General features: G+C 46.7%; 27 protein-coding genes. 17 read left to right on the plus strand and 10 right to left on the minus strand.

The window, feature by feature from the left end; all coding sequences use genetic code 11:
- Nucleotides 1-2: 2 nt before the first annotated feature.
- Together ICN15_RS03190 and ICN15_RS03195 are read right to left on the minus strand one after the other, a co-directional pair.
- A complete protein-coding gene (locus tag ICN15_RS03190) occupies nt 3-1,697 on the minus strand; it encodes a glycosyltransferase family 39 protein (RefSeq protein WP_216201181.1) in 1,695 nt (564 codons plus the stop codon).
- Nucleotides 1,697-2,074: an MTH938/NDUFAF3 family protein gene (locus ICN15_RS03195; protein ID WP_216201182.1), complete on the minus strand. Its 378-nt coding sequence runs from the start codon at nt 2,072-2,074 to the stop codon at nt 1,697-1,699. The genes ICN15_RS03190 and ICN15_RS03195 overlap by 1 nt, the downstream gene beginning before the upstream one ends.
- Before the next feature lie 79 nt (nt 2,075-2,153).
- Here ICN15_RS03195 and ICN15_RS03200 point away from each other — a divergent pair, with 79 nt between their 5' ends.
- The 6 genes from ICN15_RS03200 to moaE are packed head-to-tail and all read left to right on the plus strand — an operon-like array spanning nt 2,154 to nt 8,213.
- Nucleotides 2,154-3,422: an aminotransferase class I/II-fold pyridoxal phosphate-dependent enzyme gene (locus ICN15_RS03200; RefSeq protein WP_216201184.1), complete on the plus strand. Its 1,269-nt coding sequence runs from the start codon at nt 2,154-2,156 to the stop codon at nt 3,420-3,422.
- Nucleotides 3,419-4,729 (plus strand): homoserine dehydrogenase, encoded by a 1,311-nt coding sequence (locus tag ICN15_RS03205; RefSeq protein ID WP_216201185.1) that lies wholly within the window; start codon nt 3,419-3,421, stop codon nt 4,727-4,729. Before ICN15_RS03200 ends, ICN15_RS03205 begins: the two co-directional genes overlap by 4 nt.
- 8 nt (nt 4,730-4,737) lie before the next feature.
- Nucleotides 4,738-6,180 (plus strand): threonine synthase, encoded by a 1,443-nt coding sequence (gene thrC, locus ICN15_RS03210; protein ID WP_216201186.1) that lies wholly within the window; start codon nt 4,738-4,740, stop codon nt 6,178-6,180.
- Between the two features lie 24 nt (nt 6,181-6,204).
- The gene (gene glp / locus ICN15_RS03215) at nt 6,205-7,446 is read left to right on the plus strand and encodes a gephyrin-like molybdotransferase Glp (protein WP_255532841.1); all 1,242 of its coding nucleotides are present in this window, start codon (nt 6,205-6,207) and stop codon (nt 7,444-7,446) included.
- Nucleotides 7,447-7,490: 44 nt separating this feature from the next.
- Nucleotides 7,491-7,748, plus strand: a complete 258-nt coding sequence (gene moaD / locus ICN15_RS03220) for a molybdopterin converting factor subunit 1 (protein WP_216201187.1) — start codon at nt 7,491-7,493, stop codon at nt 7,746-7,748.
- Nucleotides 7,749-8,213, plus strand: coding sequence for a molybdopterin synthase catalytic subunit MoaE (gene moaE / locus ICN15_RS03225; RefSeq protein WP_216201188.1), 465 nt, complete (start codon nt 7,749-7,751; stop codon nt 8,211-8,213). It abuts the gene before it with no gap.
- Here the strand turns inward: moaE and ICN15_RS03230 are convergent.
- Both ICN15_RS03230 and ICN15_RS03235 read right to left on the minus strand, forming a co-directional pair.
- The gene (locus ICN15_RS03230) at nt 8,203-9,219 is read right to left on the minus strand and encodes an NAD(P)/FAD-dependent oxidoreductase (RefSeq protein ID WP_216201190.1); all 1,017 of its coding nucleotides are present in this window, start codon (nt 9,217-9,219) and stop codon (nt 8,203-8,205) included. The two genes, moaE and ICN15_RS03230, sit on opposite strands and share 11 nt — an antisense overlap.
- Nucleotides 9,216-9,845, minus strand: coding sequence for an alpha-ketoglutarate-dependent dioxygenase AlkB (locus ICN15_RS03235; RefSeq protein ID WP_255532842.1), 630 nt, complete (start codon nt 9,843-9,845; stop codon nt 9,216-9,218). The genes ICN15_RS03230 and ICN15_RS03235 overlap by 4 nt, the downstream gene beginning before the upstream one ends.
- 88 nt (nt 9,846-9,933) lie before the next feature.
- Here ICN15_RS03235 and ICN15_RS03240 point away from each other — a divergent pair, with 88 nt between their 5' ends.
- Nucleotides 9,934-10,125, plus strand: coding sequence for a hypothetical protein (locus tag ICN15_RS03240; protein ID WP_216201191.1), 192 nt, complete (start codon nt 9,934-9,936; stop codon nt 10,123-10,125).
- Between the two features lie 15 nt (nt 10,126-10,140).
- Here the strand turns inward: ICN15_RS03240 and ICN15_RS03245 are convergent, their stop codons facing one another.
- Both ICN15_RS03245 and ICN15_RS03250 read right to left on the minus strand, forming a co-directional pair.
- Nucleotides 10,141-11,007 (minus strand): oxygenase MpaB family protein, encoded by an 867-nt coding sequence (locus tag ICN15_RS03245; RefSeq protein WP_216201192.1) that lies wholly within the window; start codon nt 11,005-11,007, stop codon nt 10,141-10,143.
- Nucleotides 11,008-11,012: 5 nt separating this feature from the next.
- Nucleotides 11,013-11,660 carry an LON peptidase substrate-binding domain-containing protein gene (locus ICN15_RS03250; protein WP_216201194.1) on the minus strand — a complete coding sequence of 216 codons (648 nt, stop codon included), beginning with the start codon at nt 11,658-11,660 and terminating at the stop codon, nt 11,013-11,015.
- A gap of 110 nt (nt 11,661-11,770) precedes the next feature.
- On the opposite strand from ICN15_RS03250, the gene ICN15_RS03255 reads away from it, so the two are divergent.
- From ICN15_RS03255 to ICN15_RS03270, 4 genes are all read left to right on the plus strand, one after another.
- Nucleotides 11,771-11,923, plus strand: a complete 153-nt coding sequence (locus tag ICN15_RS03255; RefSeq protein ID WP_216201195.1) for a hypothetical protein — start codon at nt 11,771-11,773, stop codon at nt 11,921-11,923.
- Nucleotides 11,924-11,959: 36 nt separating this feature from the next.
- Complete coding sequence (locus ICN15_RS03260) at nt 11,960-12,373, plus strand: DUF2244 domain-containing protein (protein WP_255532843.1); 414 nt, start codon at nt 11,960-11,962, stop codon at nt 12,371-12,373.
- 125 nt (nt 12,374-12,498) lie between these two features.
- On the plus strand, nt 12,499-13,065 hold the full coding sequence (locus tag ICN15_RS03265; RefSeq protein ID WP_216201198.1) for an Rrf2 family transcriptional regulator: 567 nt from the start codon (nt 12,499-12,501) through the stop codon (nt 13,063-13,065).
- Nucleotides 13,066-13,130: 65 nt separating this feature from the next.
- Nucleotides 13,131-14,540, plus strand: coding sequence for a 3'-5' exonuclease family protein (locus ICN15_RS03270; RefSeq protein ID WP_216201199.1), 1,410 nt, complete (start codon nt 13,131-13,133; stop codon nt 14,538-14,540).
- 7 nt (nt 14,541-14,547) lie between these two features.
- Here the strand turns inward: ICN15_RS03270 and ICN15_RS03275 are convergent, their stop codons facing one another.
- A complete protein-coding gene (locus ICN15_RS03275) occupies nt 14,548-14,805 on the minus strand; it encodes a GIY-YIG nuclease family protein (protein WP_216201200.1) in 258 nt (85 codons plus the stop codon).
- A 103-nt stretch (nt 14,806-14,908) separates the two neighbouring features.
- Between ICN15_RS03275 and clpB the strand changes: the two genes are divergently transcribed.
- The 6 genes from clpB (at nt 14,909) to ICN15_RS03305 (ending at nt 22,431) form a co-directional block, all read left to right on the plus strand.
- Nucleotides 14,909-17,503: an ATP-dependent chaperone ClpB gene (clpB, locus tag ICN15_RS03280; protein WP_216201202.1), complete on the plus strand. Its 2,595-nt coding sequence runs from the start codon at nt 14,909-14,911 to the stop codon at nt 17,501-17,503.
- 43 nt (nt 17,504-17,546) lie between these two features.
- Complete coding sequence (locus ICN15_RS03285) at nt 17,547-18,785, plus strand: MFS transporter (RefSeq protein WP_216201204.1); 1,239 nt, start codon at nt 17,547-17,549, stop codon at nt 18,783-18,785.
- A 269-nt stretch (nt 18,786-19,054) separates the two neighbouring features.
- Complete coding sequence (aceA, locus tag ICN15_RS03290) at nt 19,055-20,353, plus strand: isocitrate lyase (RefSeq protein ID WP_216201205.1); 1,299 nt, start codon at nt 19,055-19,057, stop codon at nt 20,351-20,353.
- Nucleotides 20,354-20,498: 145 nt separating this feature from the next.
- Entirely contained in the window at nt 20,499-20,939 is a 441-nt protein-coding gene (locus ICN15_RS03295; RefSeq protein ID WP_370625386.1) for an HIT family protein, read from the plus strand.
- A 39-nt stretch (nt 20,940-20,978) separates the two neighbouring features.
- On the plus strand, nt 20,979-21,851 hold the full coding sequence (locus tag ICN15_RS03300; RefSeq protein ID WP_216201207.1) for a DMT family transporter: 873 nt from the start codon (nt 20,979-20,981) through the stop codon (nt 21,849-21,851).
- A 169-nt stretch (nt 21,852-22,020) separates the two neighbouring features.
- Complete coding sequence (locus ICN15_RS03305) at nt 22,021-22,431, plus strand: BLUF domain-containing protein (RefSeq protein WP_216201209.1); 411 nt, start codon at nt 22,021-22,023, stop codon at nt 22,429-22,431.
- Nucleotides 22,432-22,437: 6 nt separating this feature from the next.
- Here ICN15_RS03305 and ICN15_RS03310 read toward each other — a convergent pair whose 3' ends face one another.
- Genes ICN15_RS03310 through rsxB form a run of 3 tightly spaced genes read right to left on the minus strand, consistent with a single transcriptional unit; the run spans nt 22,438 to nt 24,189 of the window.
- Nucleotides 22,438-22,863, minus strand: a complete 426-nt coding sequence (locus ICN15_RS03310) for a DUF1841 family protein (protein ID WP_216201523.1) — start codon at nt 22,861-22,863, stop codon at nt 22,438-22,440.
- A complete protein-coding gene (gene nth, locus ICN15_RS03315) occupies nt 22,856-23,512 on the minus strand; it encodes an endonuclease III (RefSeq protein ID WP_216201522.1) in 657 nt (218 codons plus the stop codon). Before nth ends, ICN15_RS03310 begins: the two co-directional genes overlap by 8 nt.
- Entirely contained in the window at nt 23,512-24,189 is a 678-nt protein-coding gene (gene rsxB, locus ICN15_RS03320) for an electron transport complex subunit RsxB (RefSeq protein WP_370625415.1), read from the minus strand. Before rsxB ends, nth begins: the two co-directional genes overlap by 1 nt.
- Nucleotides 24,190-24,202 lie beyond the last annotated feature (13 nt).

Below are 24,202 nucleotides of genomic sequence, written 5' to 3' on the forward strand. Positions count from 1 at the left end.
TCTTATTGTGGGGAAGTACTAGCAGATTCAGGGTGCTTCACAATGACGCGTCTTGAATCACGCCCCACTTCTTGCATTGGTACATTGAGTTTTTGTAGTTCAATATATTGCTCTGGAACCATTAGCGCGTATGCCGTTTGGTCTTCTTTCCAGCGCTCAATAAATGCACCTAAGGTAGGCAGCCATAACTCAGGCTCTTGCTTGACACCAAACTCGAGTTCATCGGGAAACTCCACCATCGTCATGGTTCTGCCTAGATAGAAAGGCACTGTGTGGTCTAAGATCCGAACAGAATAAAAGTTTACCTTTTCAGGAATGCCTGCCTTGACTTGCTCTACTAGGTCGATACCAGAAACTGCCCGCCCTAGAGTCTGATGGCCCGTTCCTGCAATGAGTGCGCAGAGAAAAAAACCACTCGCAAAACTGGTAATGCTGGACAAGCCATTCCGTTTACTTTGGATGAGTGCCAAGAGGCTAAATGACATTAATGCAATGAGTGCTGCAATGACCCAATAAGTGTAATGTGCATACGATTCAATTTCATCGGGTCGGGCTTGTTTGCCAACCTCACCCAAAAAGAAAAATCCAATGCCCCCTAAGATTGCAAAGAAGAGGGTTTGCAATTGCCATGGCAATGCGAGTGCATTACTAAATCCGAGATTACGATCTAAGCGATGGCCGACGATCATGGCTAAAGCTGGGAAGATCGGGATGATGTAGCCCGGCAACTTTGATTGAGAGATACTAAAGAATCCCAGGATCACGGCAAACCAACAGGTGAGTAACCAGCCGCTAGAGAACTCGCGATTACGCTCTTGCCAACTTTGCCAAATTGCCCCGGGGACTTGCGCGATCCAGGGTAAGAAGCCTGCCAGCAGTAGCGGTAGGAAGTAATAGATCGGTCCTGTTCTACTGTGGGCCTTCTGAGTAAAGCGCTGCAAGTGCTCATGAATAAAAAAGAACTCCAGAAATTCTGGATTGCGTTGCGCAACTAAAACAAACCAAGGGGCAGTAATTGCCAGGAACAAAATGCTGCCACTAATAATGTGAAGACGCTGCCAAATTTTCCAATCCCAGGCAGTGATGGAATACACAACAAACACCATGCCAGGTATAGCCACCCCAATAACGCCCTTGGACATCGAAGCTAGGGCCATGAAAGCCCAGCAGGCCCACATCCAATATCGACCATGCGTGTTGTTGCGTGAAGTCTGTGCTAATAACAGACTACAGAGCGCCGCAACTAGAAACGCTGAAAGCCCCATATCCAATGAGTTCACATGGCCGCTGATGACCCACATGGGGCTGGATGCTAAGGCAATCGCTGCCAGCCAACCGGCTCTGGCGCTATAGATGCGCGCTCCAGTGAAGCCAATAAAAATAATCGTCAAAAATCCCGTGAGTGCAGTCCACAACCGTGCTTGCCAATCGCCAATGCCAAACAAATGGAAGGTGGCAGCAGTAGCCCAGATTTGTAGCGGAGGCTTTTCAAAATATTTGTAGCCGTTATAGCGAGGGGTAACCCAATCTCCGGTAACTAACATCTCACGGGCAATTTCAGCATATCGACCTTCATCCGATGGAATGAGGTGACGGTAGTTCAGAGTACCAAACCAGAGCGCTGCGTATACCAGTACCAATATCAAAATAGAGACTGGGTTGAGTGCGCTTGATTGCCGAACTTGACTAAATTGCATTAGAGAGCTTCCACGATCAAGGCTAGTAAGACTTGGCGACCTTCGCCAACCAGAATGTTGTAAGTACGGCAGGCTGCTTGTGAATCCATTACCTCAAAGCCAATTTTGGCTTCAATCAGGGTTTTTAGTAGCTCAGGTTTAGGGAAGCGCTGGCGCGTGCCGGTTCCGATCAGGATTAATTCAGGCTTGAGGGCGGCCATTTGACTGAAATCTCCGACACTCAGTTCGTCAAAGGATTTCACGGCCCACTCGAGGATTTCACCATCGGAGCTCAATAAAACCGCGTGACTATAGGGAGTTCGATTGATCTCTACGTAGCCATCACCGTAACCGGTGATCGTATTGGCTCCGGAATGGGGGTCAGATTGAAGCTTCACATGGACTCTCTGTCATAATTATGAGGATTATAGCCAGCTGTTTTTTCCTAGATTTCAAGAACTTACCCTTTAATTTATTGTGAAACCCATCCTAAAGTCCGAAAAACTGAAGCACGTCTGTTATGACATTCGTGGCCCCGTACTGGAGCTTGCCCAGCGTATGGAGGAAGAAGGCCACAAAATCATCAAACTGAACATCGGTAATGTCGGTGTTTTTGGCTTTGATCCTCCTGAAGAGATTCAGCTCGACATGATCCGTAACTTGGGTAATGCCTCAGCGTACTCCGATTCCAAAGGGATTTTCGCGGCTCGTAAGGCAATCATGCAGTATTGCCAGGAAAAAGGCATTCAAGGCGTTACTTTGGATGACATTTATACCGGCAATGGCGTATCCGAGTTAATTGTCCTGGCGATGAACGCCTTGCTCAATAACGGCGATGAAGTGTTGGTGCCGGCTCCTGATTACCCACTTTGGACAGCTGCAGTCAGTTTATCTGGCGGTACTCCAGTGCATTATCTTTGTGACGAGTCCAAAGAGTGGGCGCCTGATTTAGCCGATTTACGCAAAAAGATTACCCCTCGCACTAAGGCGATTGTCGTAATTAATCCCAACAATCCAACCGGGGCGATTTATTCAAAAGAAGTATTGACGGAGTTAACTGTCATTGCGCGTGAGCATGACTTGATTCTGTTTGCTGATGAGATTTACGACAAAATGCTGTATGACCAAGAGAAACATATTTCCTTGGCCTCTTTATCCACTGATGTAGTGACGATCACCTTTAATGGCCTTTCTAAAAACTATCGTTCTTGCGGCTACCGTGCAGGCTGGATGGTCGTTTCAGGCGATACAGAGATGATTCGAGATTACGTCGAAGGCCTGAACATGCTGTCCTCGATGCGCCTGTGTGCCAACGTGCCGGGTCAGTACGCCATTCAGACCGCTTTGGGCGGTTATCAAAGCATTAATGACTTGGTGGCTGAGGGCGGTCGCTTAGCAAAACAACGTGACCTCGCTTGGAAATTAATTACAGCGATTCCTGGAGTGACCTGCGTTAAACCAAAATCTGCTTTGTACCTCTTTCCAAAGCTCGATGCCGAGATGTACCCGATCGAAGATGATCAGCAATTTGTAGCGGATCTTTTAAAGGAAGAAAAGGTTCTACTAGTCCAAGGTTCCGGTTTTAATTGGACCAAGCCTGATCACTTCCGTGTCGTGTTCTTACCTCATGAAGATGTGCTCACAGAGGCGATTGGTCGTCTTGCGCGTTTTTTAGAGCGTTATCGTCAAAAACACAGTCGTAAGGTAACTCATTCGACTAATTCAACAGCAACAAAGGCATCATGAAACCGATTCAAGTGGGTCTATTAGGCATTGGCACTGTAGGTGGAGGTGTATTTACCGTTCTAGAGCGTAACCAAGAAGAAATTACTCGTCGCGCTGGTCGTGGCATTCGCATTCACACTGTAGCTGATCTCAATGTAGAGCGTGCCAAGGAGTTGGTAAAAGATCATGCTCAAGTCGTGAGTGACGCTCGTGCCGTCATTAAGAATCCTGAGATTGATATCGTAGTTGAGTTGATTGGTGGTTACGGTATTGCGAAAGACTTGGTACTAGAAGCAATCGCTGCTGGTAAGCATGTAGTTACGGCCAATAAGGCTTTGATCGCTGTGCATGGTAATGAGATCTTTAAAGCCGCCCATGAGAAGGGCGTCATGGTCGCATTTGAGGCCGCTGTTGCTGGTGGCATTCCGATTATTAAAGCCTTGCGTGAAGGCTTAACTGCGAACCGTATCGAGTGGATCGCCGGTATTATTAACGGTACGACCAACTTTATCCTCTCTGAAATGCGCGATAAAGGTTTGGACTTCGCAACGGTTTTGAAGGAAGCGCAACGCCTAGGTTACGCAGAAGCAGATCCGACATTTGATATTGAAGGTGTGGATGCTGCCCATAAAGCCACCATCATGAGCGCGATTGCATTTGGTATTCCAATGCAATTTGAGAAGGCCCACGTCGAAGGTATTACCAAGTTAGATGCGATCGATATTAAATATGCCGAGCAATTAGGTTATCGCATTAAGTTACTCGGTATCGCCAAAAAGACGACTACTGGTGTTGAGTTGCGCGTCCATCCGACCTTGATTCCGACTAAGCGTTTGATTGCAAACGTCGAAGGTGCGATGAATGCCGTGCAAGTATTTGGCGATGCAGTGGGTACTACCTTGTATTACGGCAAGGGCGCAGGTTCTGAACCGACTGCTTCAGCAGTGATTGCCGATTTGATGGATATTACCCGTTTACTCAGTGCTGGCTCTGAGAGTCGTGTTCCATACCTCGCATTCCAGCCCGATGCCGTGCGTGATATCGCCGTGTTGCCTATCGGTGAAATCACCACTAGTTACTATTTGCGCCTGCGCGTAGCTGACCAAGCTGGCGTGTTGGCTGACATTACCAAGATCTTGGCTGCTCATGGCATCTCGATTGATGCGCTCTTACAAAAAGAAGCGGATGAGGGTGAGAGTCAAACGGATTTAGTTGCGCTGACTCACGAAACAAAAGAAAAACACATGCTTGCTGCGATTCAGGAGATTCAGAACCTGAGCACTGTCGCTGGCGAAGTGGTGAAGATCCGTTTAGAAAATCTGTCCTAAGACAAATCATGCGTTACCAATCCACTCGGGGTAATAGCCCACAACAATCCTTTTTAGAAATCTTGCTGGGTGGTTTAGCGCCAGACGGTGGCTTATACCTACCGACTGAGTATCCACAAGTCACTAAAGCCCAGTTAGATTCTTGGCGCGGTCTATCTTATGCCGATCTCGCTTATGAAGTCTTAAGTCTGTATTGCGACGATATTCCTGAGCAGGATTTGCGCGCTATATTGCGAAAAACTTACACCGATCAAGTTTATTGCAATGGGCGTACTGAAGATCAGGCCAAAGACATTACTCCATTACATTGGTTGGGCGAAGAGCAAGGTACGCGCATCGGTTTATTAAGTCTCTCGAATGGCCCCACTCTGGCTTTCAAAGATATGGCGATGCAGTTGCTCGGCAATCTCTTTGAATATGCCTTAAAGAAAAAAGGCCAAAAGCTCAATATTTTGGGTGCTACTTCTGGTGATACCGGTAGTGCTGCTGAGTATGCGATGCGTGGCAAAGAGGGCGTCAAGGTTTTTATGCTCTCACCGCGCGGCAAGATGAGTTCCTTTCAGTCTGCGCAAATGTATTCTTTGCAAGACCCCAATATTTTTAACCTAGCAGTTGCTGGTGTATTTGATGACTGCCAAGATATTGTGAAGGCAGTGAGTAATGACCATCGCTTTAAGGCGGATCATCAGATTGGTACTGTGAACTCTATTAATTGGGGTCGCGTTGTGGCCCAGGTGGTGTATTACTTCCAAGGTTACTTGTTAGCTACAAAATCGAGCACTGAACAAGTTTCCTTTACGGTACCCTCAGGCAACTTTGGCAATATCTGCGCTGGCCATATTGCTCGTATGATGGGTCTTCCGATAGCGCATTTGATTGCTGCCACAAACGAGAATGATGTTCTTGATGAGTTCTTTCGCACTGGTGTGTATCGTGCGCGGAAATCTGCTGAGACTTTGCATACCTCTAGTCCATCTATGGACATCTCTAAAGCGAGTAACTTTGAGCGTTTTGTCTTTGACCTCATGGGTCAAGATGGCAAAGCCACTGCCGGAATGTTTAAGCAGGTAGATGAAGCTGGTGGATTTGATATTTCTCAAGAGGCGATCTTTAAAGATATTGGTAAGTATGGTTTTCAATCTGGTCGAAGTACCCATCAGGATCGTTTAGATACGCTGCGCGATATTGATCAACGCTATGGCGTTATGATTGATACGCACACTGCGGATGGCGTGAAGGTAGCGCGCGAGCATTTGCAAGCAGGTATTCCGATGTTAGTGCTCGAAACTGCGTTACCGATTAAGTTTGAGGAAACAATTGAGATTGCCCTAGGCCGTCCTGCAGAGTGTCCAGCAGCATTTAAAGATATCAAGTCTTTACCGCAGCGCGTTGAAAATATGGATGCGGATGTCAATCAAGTGAAGCATTTCATCACCACCCATCTTCACTAAGTTCATCATCAAGTCAATCACATCATGACAAAGCCGCCGATGTTGACTGCCCAGCAGGCTTTAGATCATTTACTCTCAAATGCTCAAGTTGTTAGTGAGCATGAGCTATTACCGATGCAGTCCGCTCTGGGACGAATTCTTGCTGAGGACGTAAAGAGCTTAGTTGATGTGCCACCACTCGATAACACTGCAATGGATGGCTATGCAGTCAGTACTGCAGACATCCAAACTCCAGGAAGTATTCTGAAGATTGCGCAACGCATTCCGGCAGGCTCCATTGGTATTACCCTTGAGCCAGGTACGGCTGCCAGAATATTTACTGGGGCCCCGGTTCCTCAAGGTGCTGATGCAGTTGTGATGCAAGAGGACTGCGCTATTCCAGAGGGATCTACTGATCATGTACAAGTCAATGTCGTACCTACTTCAATGCAATGGATTCGTCGTAAAGGCGAAGATCTTCAAGCGGGAAAGACAGCGCTCATCGCAGGCACCTTTTTGCGTCCACAGGAGTTGGGTGTTGCCGCTTCTGCTGGCTTAACGCACTTAAGTGTGAAGCGCAGAGTAAAAGTTGCCGCCTTCTTTACTGGTGACGAGCTTTCTCTACCTGGGGAGCCTCTCAAACCCGGTGGCATTTATAACTCCAATCGCGATACCATATTGGCGTGCATTAAAGCTTTAGGATGCGATGCTACTGATTTAGGTATCGTTCCAGATAATCTCAATGCCACCAGAGAGGCTCTGCGCAAAGCTAGTAAAGACCATGACCTCATCATTACCTCTGGCGGAGTCTCGGTCGGGGAAGAAGATCACATTAAGCCTGCAGTCACGGCTGAAGGTAGATTAGATCTGTGGCAAATTGCCATCAAGCCAGGCAAGCCTTTGGCTTTTGGTGCGGTTCGTAAATCCAGCGCCACAGCAGACGGTGAAGCTTGGTTTATAGGTCTACCAGGAAACCCAGTCTCGAGCTTTGTTACCTTTTTATTGTTTGTCAGGCCATTTATTCTCAAGCTACAAGGGCGAGAGGAGGGCCGTGTTCAAACTTACCCTATGCGTGCTGACTTTGATTGGCTTAAAGCCGATCGTCGCAATGAGTTCTTGCGCGTCAAGATCAATGCCCAAGGCGGCTTAGATTTATTCCCCAACCAAAGCTCCGGAGTCCTCACAAGTGCCTCTTGGGGTGATGGCTTAGTAGACTGCCCACCAGGTCAGGCCATTAAAGCAGGCGACTTAGTGAAGTACATCCCCTTTAATGCTTTGCTCAATTAGAGCAAACTGAAGCAATCTCTCGCAAATCTGTTTACGATTTCTATATGAAACTTCAATTACGATTCTTTGCATCTCTCAGGGAAGGGCTCGGGGTTTCGGACGAGAGCATCAATACTCCACCTGAAATAAAAACGATCGCTGACTTAAGACTTCTCTTGATTGGTCGCGGAAATCCTTGGGCTGAGGTATTAGCTAGCAACAAGGTGATTCGTAGCGCCTTAAATCAAGAGATGGTCAATGAATCTACTCCTTTGCAAGAGGGTGCTGAAGTCGCGTTCTTTCCTCCGGTCACTGGTGGCTAAATGTCGAATCATTTCATCCGCATTCAAGAGGCCGATTTTGATTTAACAACTGAAATCAAGGCACTACGCAAGGACGATCCTCGCGTAGGTGCAGTGGTGACTTTCGTGGGCACCGTGCGAGATGTAAATGATGGCAGTCAAGTCAAAGGGATGACGCTAGAGCACTATCCTGGCATGACTGAAAAAGCCCTAGAAGACATCATTACGCAAGCCAAGAGCCGCTGGGATCTGTATCAAACTCTCGTGATTCATCGTGTTGGCCCATTGCTACCGGAAGATCAAATTGTTTTAGTGGCAGTCACGAGTGCTCATAGAGGCGAAGCATTTGCCGCTTGCGAGTTCATCATGGACTATCTCAAAACAGCAGCCCCATTCTGGAAAAAAGAAGAGACCCCTGAGGGCGCTAGATGGGTTGATGCTCGCAATACTGATGATGTTGCAATGACGAAGTGGATCAAGTCCTAGAGGGTGCACTTTCTTGGGACTCAATAATAGCTTCTGCTAATTGAAAGCCGCTTAACCAACCACCTTCCACTCTTCCGCCGTTTAGCCAGTCCCCGCACAAGCCCAGAGAAATATCACCCAGCCAGAGGAAATGAATTGGATGCTCTAGCGCGCCGCTTGCATAACGCCAGCGGTGCATGCTGATTTCTGCATCGCGATAATCAAAACCCAGTTTCTCTAAACAATCCAGCATCTGACTCTGTGCTTCTTCCTTGCTGAGTTCAATATTGGCTTGACTCCAAGTGGGACTGCCATGAATCGTCCAAATTGGCCGACCTTGGCGCATTGGCTTGGATGTATTTTGACAAATCCAACTAATCGACTCGCCGTTGATAAAAGCAGCATCATATTCTGGAGGTACTTGATGCGGAAAATGCGCCATCATGGTCCAGCAGCCCTTCATCTGTGCTGTATCGATAACAGAGGAAATGCGAGGGTCAATATCCCGAGCCAAAGCGCTGCCTTGAGGGGCGGGCAGAGCCAGTACTACAAAATCATAAGCAGTTTCAATTTCGCCATTTTCAGTGCACTGCAAAACCCATTGATCTTTTCTGCGATCAATTTGAGAGATCGTCTTGTCATACTGAATGGAGAGACCTTCCGCTAGAAATTTCCCGGGTGAATTCATATTCGGAGTGCCAACATACCGGATCTCTTGTGAATGACTTTCGCGCCATACCATGTCTTCGAACACCCGAATTCTGGGGCGCCAAATATCAGCAACCCCATTTTTAATCCACTCCTCTACCGCTTCAATAAAGCGGGGATCCCTCGCAGTGAAATATTGGGCTCCATGATCCGCTGACCATTCTGGCATTTGACGCGTACTCATGCGTCCACTTGGACCCCGACTCTTCTCATAGATATCAACCGATAGGCCGAATGATTGCAACTCAACTGCGCAGGACAGGCCTGCAATGCCAGCACCAACTACAGCAACCTTTTTTATCTGCGTACTGGAATTCATGTGTTGAGGCGAATTGTTCGAAAGGTTAAATTAATTCGAGGCCCGATAGTGATCTGAGTTTTCAGAAGAGCGTGGTGCCAGTGTTCTTGGATAGGTGGGTACATCATGAGTAGGCTGCCATTTTCAAGAAAGAGGGAGGAAGCCGTTTTATCCTGTTTATGGCGAAAGGCAAACTTCCGTCGAGCACCTAGACTAAGTGATGCGATTGGGGCACTGCTATCTAACTCTTTCTCATCATCACTGTGCCAGCCCATGCCCTCATTGCCGGCATGATACAAGTTGAGTAAACATGAGTTATAAAAGTGGCCAGTCTTTTGCTCTAGCCGCTGTTTTATTTGAAGCAGTTCCGTTGTCCAGCCTTGAGGCGATTTTTGAACTCCAGAATAGGTATACCGGCATTCCGGATCACCGAACCAGGCCACTTTTCTGCTGGTAGTAATCAGCTTGCCAAACATCTGAATGCGATCCGATTCCCATGAGACTGAGCGCAGAAGACTCTCAAATAAATGATGGCATTCATCAGCGCTATAAAAACTGCTGAAATATTCAGCTAGCCCATCCTTAGTCACGATGCTGATGGATTCAGTGGATTGTGAGTGGTCGAATAAGGGGTTTTGCATAACCATTCAATAGTGCCGAGGATCAGTACGCTCATGCATGAAAAACTCTAGAATAGACTGCATTATGAATTGTTCAAAATAGGCCGGGTAAATTATGAAAGCTCCAGATAATCGTTGTTGCGGTTCGGGCGTCTGCATCATCAATGATGCAGGGGAGTGTTGGTGTGGACAGGTGTGGGATGGTGAAAAAATGAGTGCACCGCCCCTCTTGTCAAAAAAGACTGCATCCCCCGACTCTAGTCCTGAAAAGCCCGATCTGAAGCCCGACGCTGATACTGAGGCTTAGCCACTGATCCTCTTATCAGGAAGATCCGTACACCCTCCGACGGGAGTGGGCAGCCACACCATCCTTCAGCGCTTCTCTGACCGGTATCGCCATCAGTTGGATGGCTGAGCTCATCGCAAGACGCTCTAAACGACTTGGTTGAGGCCGTTGAAGAACTGGGTATGCCCAGTTGGGTAAATTCAGAAAGCCTGCATTGGTAATCATTTTTACAAATGGCCTAGCGATGAGACTGCTGGGAAAATTTTCTAGCAATCCAATGATGCTTTTGGCTCTATCCCCATAATGCAATTGAGGGATGTAGTTCTGAATGGCCAAATCCGTCGCGGCATAAGACTGCGGTAAGTCTACCGCCCCCAATCTTTCCCCTAGCATTTTCATTTCTAAGAAATATTGATCTTGTTGATGTCTATTGAGGAATTCACTTCTGTAGGACTCATAAGAGTGCATAAAACTGCGAGTTTCTGTTAGGTGCACCCACGCCAGTAAATTAGGATCGTCTGCCCTGTAGGGTTGATTAAATTCATCAAGACCGGTTACCTTCTGATGGATATGATTAACGCGATTGATTATCTTGTCTGCCATTTCCTGAGAGCCATAAGTTGTGGCGGCAATAAAAAAAGCCGTTCTTCCTAATCTTCCCTTGAGGTCCTCTCTGAAGCTGGAGTGGTCCCATACGCCAGCAAGCGCTTTTGGGTGGAGGGCTTGAAGGATAAGTGAACTAATGCCACCAATCATCATTGAAATAAAATCGGCGTGCACCTTCCAGGCAATCGACTCTGGACCAAAAAGGCCTCTATCTCCTGCCGGAGTTAAGAAGGCAACTGGTGGACCTCCTCCACCCACCATCTCACGAATAGATCGTCGGATGAGATCATCAAACATGTTTTTTAGTGAACGATGATCTCGCGCAAACCATCATCCTCGATGATCTCGGATATCAAGTCCAGCCGGATTCGGGGATTGACCTGAGCCAGTAAGTGGTTCTTCTGGGCGAGAGAGATTGGTAGAAGCTCGGCTAAGCGGTTAGAAACCCAGCCGCAATCATTTCGATTCTCTGGGATTTTGATTGCCTCATCACCCAAAAGACCCTCACTGGTGATGATGGAAATAATCTCATCAAGCATGGAGGCCACTTTTTCATGCTCTTTCGGCAAGGGAATTTCAGGGTCGGCCTCGATTAGTTCAATTTGACCCATCCATAAGCCATCCGACTCTTGCTTCATCTCCAGCACTCTAAATCGTTGCGTTCCAAATGACTTTGTCATGTAGAGTGCTGGCTGAATCGCGTCAAACTCCTCGAGTTTCGCTAGAGTGCCAATGCTAGAGAGGTTTGTAGTGGGGGTGCTATCAGAGTCTACGGCTTTGTTATCAAGAATGCTGACCACGCCAAAGAGGGTGCTTTCCCGCAGGCAGCGCTTCATCATGTCTAGGTAGCGCGCTTCAAAAATTTTGAGCGCAATAATGCCACCGGGAAATAAGGTGATACCTAGGGGAAATAGGGGAACCCAAAGTGGTGCAGAAGAAGTCTTGGTCATATGTTTAATTTAAAGGATTTAGCGATAGTCTGCTGAGCAGCAAAAAAGCCTGGGCTCAGCAAAAAAGTCACTTTTCAGCTAAATTGGACGCTGTTGATAGGAGAGTAAATATGATTCAAAAACTACGGGTCAAATTGGCGCGGTGGATTTTAGGCAAGCACTGCCCTTGCTACCAGATGGGTCATCACACGATGGTCGATTTTCAGCAGCGTAGTGCAGATCAGATTGCAAAAGCTCAAAAGGCAAAAGCGAGCACTAATTAATTTTCGACGCCATTATTTGTAATGAAAACTTGGAAGATGAGACGGAATTGCGCGCTAACCCCCGGTCAGTTGCTCAAATTTTATCTCGCCTTGGTTTGCTTGTCGGTCACCGTTGCCACCGGTTTTTTATTGGTTGGGGTAAAGATGATCCTCATTTTTACTGCAATCGAGTTAACTGCCGTGACTATCGGCTTCTTTGTCTACTGCCGTCATGCTTTGGATTTTGAGGAAATTGAGATCCAAGGAACCCGCATGATCGTCAGGAAGTTCATTGCTTATAAAGAAACAGTGGTTGAATTCAATACCCGCTGGGTGCGGTTTTCTCAACCTCAAGAACATGCCAAAGTATTTTTAATTGAGCAGACGGGGCAAAGTGTCGAGCTTGGCCAGTTTATCCGGCGCGAGCAATTTAAAGGTCTCATTGCAGAACTGAGGCCTTACTTGGGTTGAAGACTGAGACGCCCCATTTACAACCATAAATGTAAAAGGGTTAAAAATGGGAGCCCTGCAAAAAGAGACATTCAATCCGATACTAATCACAATTCAATATATTTAAGATCTTTGCTAAATTCACCATGAACATTAATACAGCAGTCAAAGCCGCACTGAATACCTTGGTAGATATCGCATCGCATTCGAGTGGTGCTCAGCCTGTTACCGGCTTGGAATTAGCGCAACGCCAAAATTTATCGATTAGCAGGATAGAGTTACTGCTCAGCGCCTTGCGTGCCGCTGGAATTGTTAAAGGAACCAAGGGACGTCGTGGCGGTTACACCTTATTGCAGGATCCCAGAATGGTCACTATCAAAGATGTGGTGCTTGCAATGAATTACATTAAAAAGCGTAAAGTTGAGGCTTGCGATATTGCCAGCGAGCTATATCAGTCCCTAGAGACTTACATGTTGGGCTGTATGGCCAATGTCAGCCTCTCCGATGCAATTAAAGATTATGTGCCCCGTTTTAGTGAAGCTAAATCTGCCCCAGAGCGTCAGACGTATTCCTATCCAGAGCTGAAGGCAGTTGGACCATCAAAGGGTGAGGTTCAGCGAGTAATTAAAGTGCCATTCAAAAAGGTTGAAGAGTTACCGCTTGGACCCAACTCTATTTTTAGTTTTGGTGACTATCTGCATAAGGCAGGCTAGAGCATTTTTCTCACGCCTATTTCGTTTTCTTCGGGATGGTATAGGAATCCTCGTTAGCCCATTACATGTCCTTGACTAACCATGATTACTCTCCTTTAGCCTTTGTTGATATCGAGACAACCGGCTCTCATTTTGACCGTGATCGAATTACAGAGGTTGGTATTAAAACCCTAGCACATGATCATGTGGAGATTTGGGAAAGACTCATTAACCCGCAAACTTTTATACCGCAAAATGTTCAACGTTTGACCGGAATTCATCCGGAGATGGTGAGTAAGCAACCGCCCTTTGATGAATTGGCAATGGAGATTGCTCGGGAGTTGGAGGGAAAAATTTTTGTCGCTCACAACGCCCGTTTCGATTATGGATTTTTGAAGGCGTCATTTAAGCGGGTAGGTGTCGATTTCAAGCCCAAGGTATTGTGTACCGTGAAGTTATCTCGAATGTTATTTCCGGAGCAGGCTCGGCATAACCTCGACACGATTATTCAGGCTCATGGTCTGAAGGTGAGCGCTCGGCACCGCGCACTCGGTGATGCCGATTTGCTGCTACAGTTTTGGCACATATGTGAAGCAAAGCTGGGTCGTGAGGCTTTGTTCAAAGCAGTCAATCAACTGATTGGTAATCCCAGTTTGCCGCCGAATATCAATAAAGAATTGATCGACTCTATTCCTGATAAACCAGGTTGTTATATCTTGTACGGTGAGAATCACATTCCGCTGTACATTGGCAAGAGCATTGCATTGCGTAGTAGGGTGATGAGCCACTTTCAAGGGGCGCTGACCTTGCGTAAGGAAATGAAGCTTTCCTTGCAGGTCAGAGATATTGACTGGATCGAGACTAGCGGAGAATTGGGCGCATTAATTCTAGAGTCACGGCTGATAAAAGAACGCATGCCCAGTATGAACATCAAGCTACGTCGCTCTAAGGATCTCTGTGCCTGGAAACTCATAGTGGATGAAAGCGGCGTTCTAGTCCCTCACCTAGTGGGACATCGTGAACTTGATCCTGGCGTACAAGAAAACCTCTATGGATTGTTTTACAGTAAAAGGGAAGCCAACTCCTACCTCAAGGCGATTGCAAAAAAATATCGCCTGTGTGAAGCACTCCTAGGCTTAGAAAAACGGATTGAGGGTAAAGCCTGTTTTGGATATCAGGTGAAGCAATGCGGGGGAGCTTGTATTGGGGAATCCCTACTGGAGCTACATCACCTCCAATTACAAACGGCATTGAATTTATTCAAGGTGCAGGTATGGCCATATCAAGGTCCTATTGCGATCAAAGAGGCTGGTCATTTGCATGTGATCGATCAGTGGCGCTATCTTGGCACGGCTATTAATGAAGAGGAGCTCTATGAGTTAGCCGATTCTGGGGAAGGGGAGTTTGACTTGGATATCTATAAGATCCTCAAAAAAGCACTGGCAGGCACCTTCAAAAATCAATTGCTTGTGTTGGGCTCTCGAGAGTTAAATTAAATCACTGCTAGTTGCTAACACCCGAAGACTTAAAAAAATCAAGCTTTTCTGCTCTAGGTAATTTCTTCAGCCTGGCTTCTGCTTTAGAAGCTGCAGATCGATCGGGGTGCTCCTGAGTTGCCATTAGGACCACGGGTCTCCGAGTCCTGGTATAGCGAGCACCTTCCCCCGTATTGTGGGCAGTCAAGCGATGCTCTAGACGGTTGGTAATGCCCGCGTAATAACTGCCATCAGAGCACTCTAGGAGATAAACAAGCCAAGTCAAAATAAGGAGAAATTCGCTTTTAAGAGGTTCAAATGCTTGAAATTAGTCAAAATGTCCCTATATTCTATAGATAGCAATATTTAAAGAATAGATGGAGTAAAAAATGAGAGTAGATAAATTAACTACTAAATTTCAAGAAGCGCTCAGCGAGGCGCAAAGTCTGGCTTTGGCAAAAGATAACCAATACATCGAGCCGGCCCATTTGCTGTTGGCCATGATGCGAGATTCCGATGGTGGTGCGAAGAGTTTATTAACGCGTGCCGGCGTCAATGTGCCTGGCTTGGAAAAAGGAGTCGAGAAGCTCATCAGCAATCTCCCAGAAGTGCAAGGCACTAGTGGTGAAGTTCAGGTGGGTCGTGACCTCAGTAATTGGCTGAACCTGTGCGAGAAAGAGGCGAATAAGCGGAATGATCAATTTATCGCTGGCGAGCTGTTCTTGCTGGTGGTGGCAGATGACAAAGGCGAGCTTGGCAAGATCGCACGTGAAAATGGATTAAATCGTAAATCGTTAGAAGCGGCTATTAATGTAGTGCGCGGGGGAGAATCAGTGAATAGTGCAGATGCTGAAGGTCAACGTGAAGCCTTAAAGAAATACACCATCGATTTAACCGAGCGTGCTCGCATGGGTAAGCTAGATCCGGTGATTGGCCGTGATGATGAGATTCGTCGCACTATTCAGATCTTGCAACGTCGGGGTAAGAACAACCCGGTATTAATCGGCGAGCCAGGGGTAGGTAAAACAGCCATTGTGGAAGGCTTAGCGCAACGCATTGTCAATGGTGAAGTGCCTGAAACCTTAAAGAACAAACGAGTCCTCGTATTGGATATGGCTTTATTGCTAGCGGGCGCTAAATACCGCGGTGAATTTGAGGAGCGTCTCAAAGCGGTGTTGAGTGATGTGGCTAAGGACGAAGGTCAAACCATCATCTTTATTGATGAAATTCATACGATGGTAGGCGCAGGCAAGGGTGATGGCGCGATGGATGCTGGCAATATGCTTAAGCCTGCTTTAGCTCGAGGCGAATTGCATTGCATCGGCGCAACTACTCTAGATGAGTACCGGAAGTATATTGAGAAAGATGCAGCACTTGAGCGTCGTTTCCAAAAAGTGATGGTAGAAGAGCCTAGCGTGGAAGCAACCATTGCCATCTTGCGTGGCTTGCAAGAGCGTTATGAGTTGCATCACGGGATTGAAATTACAGATCCTGCCATCGTTGCGGCCGCAGAATTATCTCATCGCTATATTACCGACCGTTTCTTGCCAGATAAGGCTATTGATCTGATTGACGAGGCAGGTTCACGCATTCGGATGGAAATTGATTCCAAGCCGGAGGTGATGGATAAGCTCGAGCGTCGTCTGATTCAGCTCAAGATTGAACGCGAAGCAGTGAAGAAAGAAAAAGACGAAGCCTCACAAAAGCGCCTCGGCCTGATTGAAGATGAAATCAAACGCTTAGGTGCTGAGTATGCCGATCTAGAAGAAATCTGGAAAGCCGAAAAAGGCGCTGTATTAGGTGCTGCCCACGTCAAGGAAGAGATTGAGAAAGTGCGCGCTGATATTGCCAAGCTACAGCGTGAAGGGAAGTTGGAGCAAGTGGCTGAATTGCAATACGGAAAGTTACCGGAGCTCGAAGCCAAGCTCAAGTCAGCTGCCGCCGCTGAAGCTAAAGGTGATAAAGACGGTGTTGTCAAACACAAACTCTTACGCACTCAAGTCGGCGCCGAAGAAATCGCTGAAGTAGTTTCGCGGGCAACAGGCATTCCGGTATCGAAGATGATGCAAGGGGAGCGCGATAAATTGCTCAAGATGGAAGAGTTATTACATCAGCGAGTAGTGGGTCAAGAAGAGGCTATTCGGGCGGTGTCGGATGCAATTCGTCGTTCCCGTGCCGGTCTTGCGGAAGAGCATCGCCCTTATGGCTCATTCTTATTCTTGGGGCCTACCGGTGTTGGTAAAACAGAGCTTTGTAAGGCCTTGGCGGGTTTCTTATTCGATAGTGAGGAGCATCTGATTCGCATCGACATGAGTGAGTTCATGGAGAAACACAGCGTTGCCCGTTTGATTGGGGCGCCTCCGGGTTATGTTGGCTATGAAGAGGGGGGTTACTTAACTGAGCAAGTGCGTCGCCATCCTTATAGTGTGATCTTGTTTGATGAGATTGAGAAAGCCCATCCCGATGTCTTTAATGTGCTCTTGCAGGTACTGGATGACGGCCGCCTGACTGATGGTCAAGGCCGTACTGTGGACTTTAAGAATACGGTCATTGTGATGACCAGCAATATCGGTTCACATCTCATTCAGTCGATGGTTGGCAAGAAGCAGTTGGAGATTAAGGAAGCCGTATTTGAGGAGCTGAAGAGTCACTTCCGCCCGGAGTTTTTAAACCGCATTGATGAGATTGTGGTGTTCCATGGATTGGATAAAGGCAATATCGCCAATATTGCGAAAATCTTGCTTAAGAATTTATCTGGTCGTTTAGCGAAGATCGATATGCAATTAGAGGTTAGTGATGCTGCCCTTGATAAGATTGCAGAGGTGGGTTTTGATCCAGTATTTGGGGCTAGACCGCTCAAAAGGGCCATCCAGCAATATATCGAAAACCCAGTTTCCAAGATGATTTTGGAGGGCAAGTTTGCTCCTAAGGATACTGTTCCGGTGACGATTGATAAAAATGGTGACTTTAGCTTTAGCAAGTAGTCAAAAATTAGCAGAAATTTTCCTGCGCCAGTAAACTCCGTACATGACTGATGCGCTCAAACTGAGGCGTGCCAGTGATGTCCGGGTAGTTGGTTTAATTAGCCTGGCTCACGGCAGCTCCCATTTCTTTCATTTAATTCTGCCGCCCATGTTTCCCTGGTTGAAGGTGGAGTTTGGCTTTAACTATGCCGAGCTGGGTTTGCTGATGACCATCTTCTTTGTGGTCTCCTGCATTGTGCAAGCAGCTTCTGGTTTTTTAGTCGATCGCATTGGTGCTCGCCCTGTGCTATTCGTAGGAGTAGGTTTGCTTGCTTTAGCAGCGCTGACCTATTCACAAAGCAATAGTTATGCAATGTTAGTGCTGGGCGCGATTATTGCGGGTTGCGGTAACGGTGTCTTCCATCCCGTAGATTACACCCTGATTAATCACAAAATTTCACCGCCGAATTTGCCTTATGCCTATTCCATTCATGGGGTCACTGGCTATATCGGCTGGGCTGCCGCTCCCGCATTTATGGTTGCTATTACAACGATTGCGGATTGGAGAGTGGCATTTTTGTCTGCCGCAGTGTTGGAAGCACTCATTCTGGCGATTCTTTGGTTTAATCGAGCCCGTTTAGTAGATGATGTGCAGGCCAGGCGAGATGAATCAGAGGCCAGTCATCTTGCGAGTAATCCAAGCGGTGCACCGATGAGCACTTTTGGCTTTCTTAAATTACCGGTGGTTTGGCTCTGCTGGGTCTTCTTCTTTTTTAGTATGGCAGCAACAACTGGGTTGCAATCTTTCTCGCCGACGGCCTTGTTTCAAATCTATGACATCGCTGTGAGCTCTGGTAATTATTATTTAACGCTCATGTCTTTAGGTGGTGCCGGGGGGATGTTGTTCGGCGGCTATCTCGCCACTAAATTAAAAGTACCTGAGCGCATTATTACTTTCTGTTTTGCTATCAATATTGCGATGGGTCTTTTATTGGCTACCGGTACAGTACCAATAGAGTGGATTGTGATGGCTTTCATTGTGATCGGACTTGGCCTGGGTATCGCCGCCCCATCACGTGACTTGATGATTAGGTCAGCCACACCCTCAGGCTCATCAGGCAGGGTATATGGGATTGTGTATTCAGGAATCGATTTAGGTGCTGCGCTGAGCCCACTCATCTTCGGAATCTTTTTGGACGTGGGTTTGCCTAAGCTGTTATTTGTCGGGGTTGCTCTACTGCAGCTGATGATTATTTTGACTGGATTTAAGGTGGCCAATATCACCTCAGCAAAAGCAGCCTAAAGCTTGCATTCAATTTCACAATGTGAAATGGCTTTCCCATACGCAAAATGCAGTGCAACATTTCACGTCTCAATAGCTTATATCTATTAGATAATAATTTCATATTGCAAAAAATAGTAATTAAGCTACTGATTCTATTGATCTAATTATTTTCAATAGATCTGGAAATAGTTCTTGCATGTTGTTCTTAGATATTTAAACTCTTATATAAGACATAAGACTTGCATGTCTCAGTAGAGGACGTACTTGTTTAATTTAGGGAGAAAACCATGGCAGACCGCAAAGCAGAAATTGCAGCAATTCAAAAAGATTGGGACACCAATCCCCGTTGGAAGGGAATTACCCGAGGCTACACCGCTGAAGATGTCGTTCGTCTTCGTGGCTCACTGAAGATTGAGCACACCTTGGCAAAGCACGGTGCAGAGCGTCTCTGGGAGCTAGTGAATAACGAAGCCTACGTGAATTGTTTAGGCGCTTTGACTGGTGGTCAAGCAATGCAACAGGTTAAAGCAGGTGTGCAAGCCATTTACTTGTCTGGTTGGCAAGTTGCTGCCGACGGTAACTCTTACGCAGCGATGTATCCAGATCAATCTTTGTATCCAGTCGATTCAGTACCAAAGATGGTGGAGCGGATTAATAACTCATTTCAACGTGCTGATGAAATCCAAACTGCCAAAGGTATTAATAAGGGTGATGCAGGTTATATCGAGTATTTTGCTCCGATCGTTGCTGATGCTGAAGCGGGATTCGGTGGCGTATTAAATGCATTCGAACTGAGTAAAGCGTTGATCAAACAAGGAGCAGCCGGCGTTCACTTTGAAGATCAGTTGTCTTCAGTAAAGAAGTGCGGTCACTTAGGCGGTAAAGTATTGCTACCAACAGCTGAGTCAGTTCAGAAGTTAATCTCTGCCCGTTTGGCGGCTGACGTCATGGGCGTTCCAACGATTATTTTGGCGCGTACTGATGCCGAAGCGGCTGATTTGTTGACATCCGACTACGATGAAAACGACAAGCCATTCTTAACAGGGGAGCGGACGCCTGAAGGCTTTTACAAAACCCGCAAGGGCTTGGATCAAGCAATCTCTCGTGGCTTGGCATATGCTGCGTACGCCGATATGGTTTGGTGCGAAACCGGTACACCGGATTTAGATTTTGCTAGAAAATTTGCAGAAGCGATTCGTGCGAAGTTCCCAGGCAAGATGTTGGCTTACAACTGCTCACCATCATTTAACTGGAAGAAGAATTTGGATGATACAACTATTGCGAAGTTCCAGCGCGAGCTAGGTGCTATGGGTTACAAGTATCAATTTATTACTCTCGCCGGCATTCATTCGATGTGGTACAACATGTTCGATTTGGCGCAAGACTATATGAAGCGCGGTATGACTGCTTATATTGAGAAGGTGCAAGAGCCAGAATTTGCTGCTCGTGATCGTGGTTACACATTCGTATCCCATCAGCAAGAAGTGGGTACCGGTTACTTCGATGATGTCACCACGGTGATTCAAGGTGGTAAGTCTTCAGTCACCGCATTAACAGGTTCTACCGAGGAAGAGCAGTTCCACTAAGAAATCCCTTAGTAGTGCCAAGAGGTACCAAGAGGTAGCAAGAAGTACTCAGCAGCAACACAGTAAAAAATCGATCCTTACTGCCGCGGCATCTAAATAACCCCACAAAGGTGACTTAGATGCCGTTTTCGTATACATTCTCCCCATGATGAATTGCGTACTCTGTAAAGAAGATTTGAAGCCTGAAGAGGCTAAATTAATTTGGCGTGGTGATGATTGCCGAATCATTCTAGTAAACGACCCCGATCTTCCTGGTTTTTGCAGAGTGATTTGGAATCACCATGTCGTGGAAATGACTGATCTAAGTTACGGTGAGCGTGAGCACCTCATGTCTCTCGTGTTCTCAGTTGAAAAGGCTGTGCGCCACGTCATGCATCCAGACAAAATGAATATCGCTGCATTAGGTAATATGGTCCCGCATATTCATTGGCATGTTATCCCGCGCTTCAAGGATGATGCCTACTTTCCAGGATCTGCCTGGTCTCAAAGAATTCGAGAATTACCTGCTGATATATTGGCAGCTCGAAAACAACTGACCGAAGCATTACCCGCAGCGATTAAAGCCACTATTGCCGCACTTTCTTAAATATCCTTGTCGACAATTAATGAACTCTAGGGCCTCAGTGTGAATAAAGAGACCAAAGGAATGCTCATTGGTTTTATTGGCATTCTGGTTTTTAGCTTAACTTTGCCTGTGAGCAAGATAGCGGTTTTAACTTTCAACCCTTATTTCATTGCATTTGGCAGAGCATGTTTGGCTGGTCTTTTTGCTTTAGCCTATCTTTTATACACGCAAGCTCCACTTCCCAGCAAAACGGATTTAGCCAAGATTGCTGTGATTGCATTGGGTGTCGTGTTTGGTTTCCCAATTTTTACGACGGTGGCAATGAAAGAAGGCTCATCCTCTCATGGCGCTGTCATCTTGGGAATGATGCCTCTTGCTACTACGGTGATCGGAGTCATTCGTTTTAAGGAGCGTCCCTCGATTGGTTTTTGGCTCGTCTCTATTTTGGGAGCGGGATTGGTGATGACGTATGCGCTTCTCAAAAGTTCTGGTAGCTTGACCTATATAGATGGTCTATTGGTATTGGGTGGAATTTGTGCATGTATTGGATATGTGGAAGGTGGTGAGCTATCTAGGAGGATGAACCCACGCGCGGTGATTTCATGGGCGCTGGTTATTTCATTACCCATCAATATCATGGCGACGTATTTCACCTTTTCTCCAGCGTATTGGAGCGCCGATCCGATTGCTGTGACGAGTTTCATCTATCTGAGCTTATTCCCCATGTATTTAGGCTTCTTTTTTTGGTATGAAGGCCTCGCTATTGGCGGCATTGCGAGAGTTAGTCAAGTTCAGCTTATCCAGCCATTCTGTACGCTACTGGCTGCGAGCTTTTTCCTAGATGATCCGCTCACTGCGATAAATATGGTGTTTGCATTTCTGGTTATTTCTACGGTGATCTTAAGTAAAAGAATGCTGGTGAAGCGTCAATGACTGGGTGTTGCTCCCAATCTGCGTAAGACTTGGCGCATTTACCACTAATAAGTACCTTATGTGCGATATCGAACATATGGACGGTCTATGACCATGTCAATATCGAGTCAATTCAATGTCGACTGGTGATTGCCAGTGGCACTTCATTAATCTATATCGGTTCTCTGTAATGAATAAATCAGATTTGGTGGAATTAAAATACCTTAGTGAGGCAGAGGGGGGTATTAATGTCTGGAGTTTGACAGATATAGTGAATGCCTCAGTAGCCTCCAATGATCGGCTCGGAATTACGGGCATTCTCTTTTTTGATCACGGATATTTTGGTCAAATCCTGGAAGGTGACAGAAGTGCAGTGGAGGAAACGTGGAGCAGAATTCAAAATGACACAAGACACCACAATGTTGAATTACTCGGGATTACCGAAATTCAAGAAAGACGTTTCCCGAAATGGTCGATGAAGTTGTTTGACGCCAAAGAGTTTTCTGAGGCCTTTCCTCAATTTGCTGAGCAGGTTAATAGGATGGATGATCCGTATGCGGAAATACTACGGATGATGAAGCAACTTTGGCAAAAAGTGTAACTTGACTTAGTCTAATTTTTTTAATACTTCTAAATACTTCTCCGGACTCAGTGCTTGACCTTCGCGCTGCGCTTCCCACATCACTTGGCCCAAACACTCCATCATGACATGCTGCGCTTCATGTGCGGAACCTAGTTTTTGAGTCAGTTTTTCTGAAATCGCTTTAATGCCTGGCGGTTGATCAATCGAGATTTGCTCGCTGATCGATAAATGCATCGAGAGATGCAAAAAGGGATTGGTTTCTCCACGCTCTGGCGTGTAGTCTTGACTAACTGCACCTTCTGGATCTGCGAGGAGGGTGTGGTATTCAGGGTGAAGCACCATCCAGTCGCTCGCGAGTATTTCCATCGGCGTCAGAATATGATCTTCCGTTTTCTTTTTCCAGGTGTCACAGAAAAAGCGACGCACTTCTTCGCGTGTAGGATTAAATATGGCCACGTACTTTTCCTTTGCCCGTTTTTTGTTTAAAGCCACAGAGCGGCTCAACAATACATTGTTGACATTCTGGATTACGCGCTTTACAGGTATACCGGCCATGCAGAATGAGCCAGTGATGGGCATCCTGTAAAAACTCCTTTGGTACCCGCTTCATGAGTTGCTCTTCTACCTTCACGACATCTTTACCGGGTGCCAAGCCAGTACGATTGGAGACTCTAAAGATGTGGGTATCGACTGCCATCGTGGCTTGCCCAAAGGCAGTATTGAGAATGACATTAGCCGTTTTTCTGCCCACACCGGGGAGTGCTTCTAGGTCCTCTCGATTTTGCGGTACTTCACCCCCGTGCAAATCCATCAGCATGCGGCAAGTTTCCTGGATATGTTTCCCTTTGGAATTAAATAAGCCAATGTGCTGAATAAAGGGTTTCACGCCTGCTTCACCCAAGTCGAGGAGTGCTTGTGGTGTATTTGCAATCTGAAAGAGTTTTTTCGTTCCTTTGTTAACGGAGATATCTGTGGCTTGGGCTGAAAGTAATACCGCAATGAGCAACTCAAAGGGCGAGCTATATTCCAACTCAGTTTCTGGATGGGGATTGTTTTCTCTAAGCAACTCAAAGAAGGACTGACGTTTTTCAAGATTCATCATTGCTTTTGCTGCGCCCTCGCAATGGCAGCGGCAATGATGGCACGCTTTCTTTCCTGTTCTTTTTTAGCTTCTTCTGACTCTGGATTCTCGGCATTGACTACCACTAGCTTAGCTGCTGCTTTCTTGGCTAGGCGCTCATCGTTATCCCGTTGCTCGCGATCCAAGCGTACATCACGTGCCTCATAACGTGTACGGGCAATCTCCGCCAATGCTGGTGACCAAGCATCCCAACCAGTCTGCGTGCCAGTAACATCAATCATGGTGATGCAATCAACCGGACAAGGAGGAATACAGAGATCACAACCGGTGCACCAATCACTCAGGATCACATGCATTTGTTTAGATGCTCCCACAATGGCATCTACTGGACAGGCCTGAATACAGAGTGTGCAGCCGATACAAGTCTTGGGGTCAATCAAGGCAACGGGCCGAGGGCGCTCTAAGCCGCACTCAGGATTAATGCTGGGATGAAGTGCAAATGCATCTTGTGGGTATATAGGCTCAAGAATAGTGCTGAGTCTTTTGATACCCTCTACACCCCCAGGAGGGCAGCGATTCGGTAATGCTTCTCCACAAGCCAGGGCTTCTGCATAGGCACGGCAATCTGGGTAGCTACACTTTGTACATTGTGTTTGAGGAAGAGTGTCCTCGAGGCGATTAGCCAGTTCTTGCATCTGCTTTGTATTC

The organism is Polynucleobacter sp. CS-Odin-A6 (assembly GCF_018882095.1).
In the GTDB taxonomy this organism is placed as follows: domain Bacteria; phylum Pseudomonadota; class Gammaproteobacteria; order Burkholderiales; family Burkholderiaceae; genus Polynucleobacter.

Excerpts from the sequence above, each read along its gene's own strand:
- rsxB (WP_370625415.1), bottom strand. The coding sequence starts at position 24,189 with ATGCAAGAACTGGCTAATCGCCTCGAGGACACTCTTCCTCAAACACAA.
- ICN15_RS03240 (WP_216201191.1), top strand. The coding sequence starts at position 9,934 with ATGAAAGCTCCAGATAATCGTTGTTGCGGTTCGGGCGTCTGCATCATC.
- ICN15_RS03270 (WP_216201199.1), top strand. The coding sequence starts at position 13,131 with ATGTCCTTGACTAACCATGATTACTCTCCTTTAGCCTTTGTTGATATC.
- clpB (WP_216201202.1), top strand. The coding sequence starts at position 14,909 with ATGAGAGTAGATAAATTAACTACTAAATTTCAAGAAGCGCTCAGCGAG.
- ICN15_RS03250 (WP_216201194.1), bottom strand. The coding sequence starts at position 11,660 with ATGACCAAGACTTCTTCTGCACCACTTTGGGTTCCCCTATTTCCCCTA.
- moaD (WP_216201187.1), top strand. The coding sequence starts at position 7,491 with ATGAAACTTCAATTACGATTCTTTGCATCTCTCAGGGAAGGGCTCGGG.
- nth (WP_216201522.1), bottom strand. The coding sequence starts at position 23,512 with ATGAATCTTGAAAAACGTCAGTCCTTCTTTGAGTTGCTTAGAGAAAAC.
- ICN15_RS03255 (WP_216201195.1), top strand. The coding sequence starts at position 11,771 with ATGATTCAAAAACTACGGGTCAAATTGGCGCGGTGGATTTTAGGCAAG.
- ICN15_RS03285 (WP_216201204.1), top strand. The coding sequence starts at position 17,547 with ATGACTGATGCGCTCAAACTGAGGCGTGCCAGTGATGTCCGGGTAGTT.
- ICN15_RS03260 (WP_255532843.1), top strand. The coding sequence starts at position 11,960 with ATGAGACGGAATTGCGCGCTAACCCCCGGTCAGTTGCTCAAATTTTAT.
- aceA (WP_216201205.1), top strand. The coding sequence starts at position 19,055 with ATGGCAGACCGCAAAGCAGAAATTGCAGCAATTCAAAAAGATTGGGAC.
- ICN15_RS03295 (WP_370625386.1), top strand. The coding sequence starts at position 20,499 with ATGATGAATTGCGTACTCTGTAAAGAAGATTTGAAGCCTGAAGAGGCT.
- ICN15_RS03245 (WP_216201192.1), bottom strand. The coding sequence starts at position 11,007 with ATGTTTGATGATCTCATCCGACGATCTATTCGTGAGATGGTGGGTGGA.
- ICN15_RS03190 (WP_216201181.1), bottom strand. The coding sequence starts at position 1,697 with ATGCAATTTAGTCAAGTTCGGCAATCAAGCGCACTCAACCCAGTCTCT.
- thrC (WP_216201186.1), top strand. The coding sequence starts at position 4,738 with ATGCGTTACCAATCCACTCGGGGTAATAGCCCACAACAATCCTTTTTA.
- ICN15_RS03305 (WP_216201209.1), top strand. The coding sequence starts at position 22,021 with ATGAATAAATCAGATTTGGTGGAATTAAAATACCTTAGTGAGGCAGAG.
- ICN15_RS03265 (WP_216201198.1), top strand. The coding sequence starts at position 12,499 with ATGAACATTAATACAGCAGTCAAAGCCGCACTGAATACCTTGGTAGAT.
- moaE (WP_216201188.1), top strand. The coding sequence starts at position 7,749 with ATGTCGAATCATTTCATCCGCATTCAAGAGGCCGATTTTGATTTAACA.
- ICN15_RS03230 (WP_216201190.1), bottom strand. The coding sequence starts at position 9,219 with ATGAATTCCAGTACGCAGATAAAAAAGGTTGCTGTAGTTGGTGCTGGC.
- ICN15_RS03235 (WP_255532842.1), bottom strand. The coding sequence starts at position 9,845 with ATGGTTATGCAAAACCCCTTATTCGACCACTCACAATCCACTGAATCC.
- glp (WP_255532841.1), top strand. The coding sequence starts at position 6,205 with ATGACAAAGCCGCCGATGTTGACTGCCCAGCAGGCTTTAGATCATTTA.
- ICN15_RS03205 (WP_216201185.1), top strand. The coding sequence starts at position 3,419 with ATGAAACCGATTCAAGTGGGTCTATTAGGCATTGGCACTGTAGGTGGA.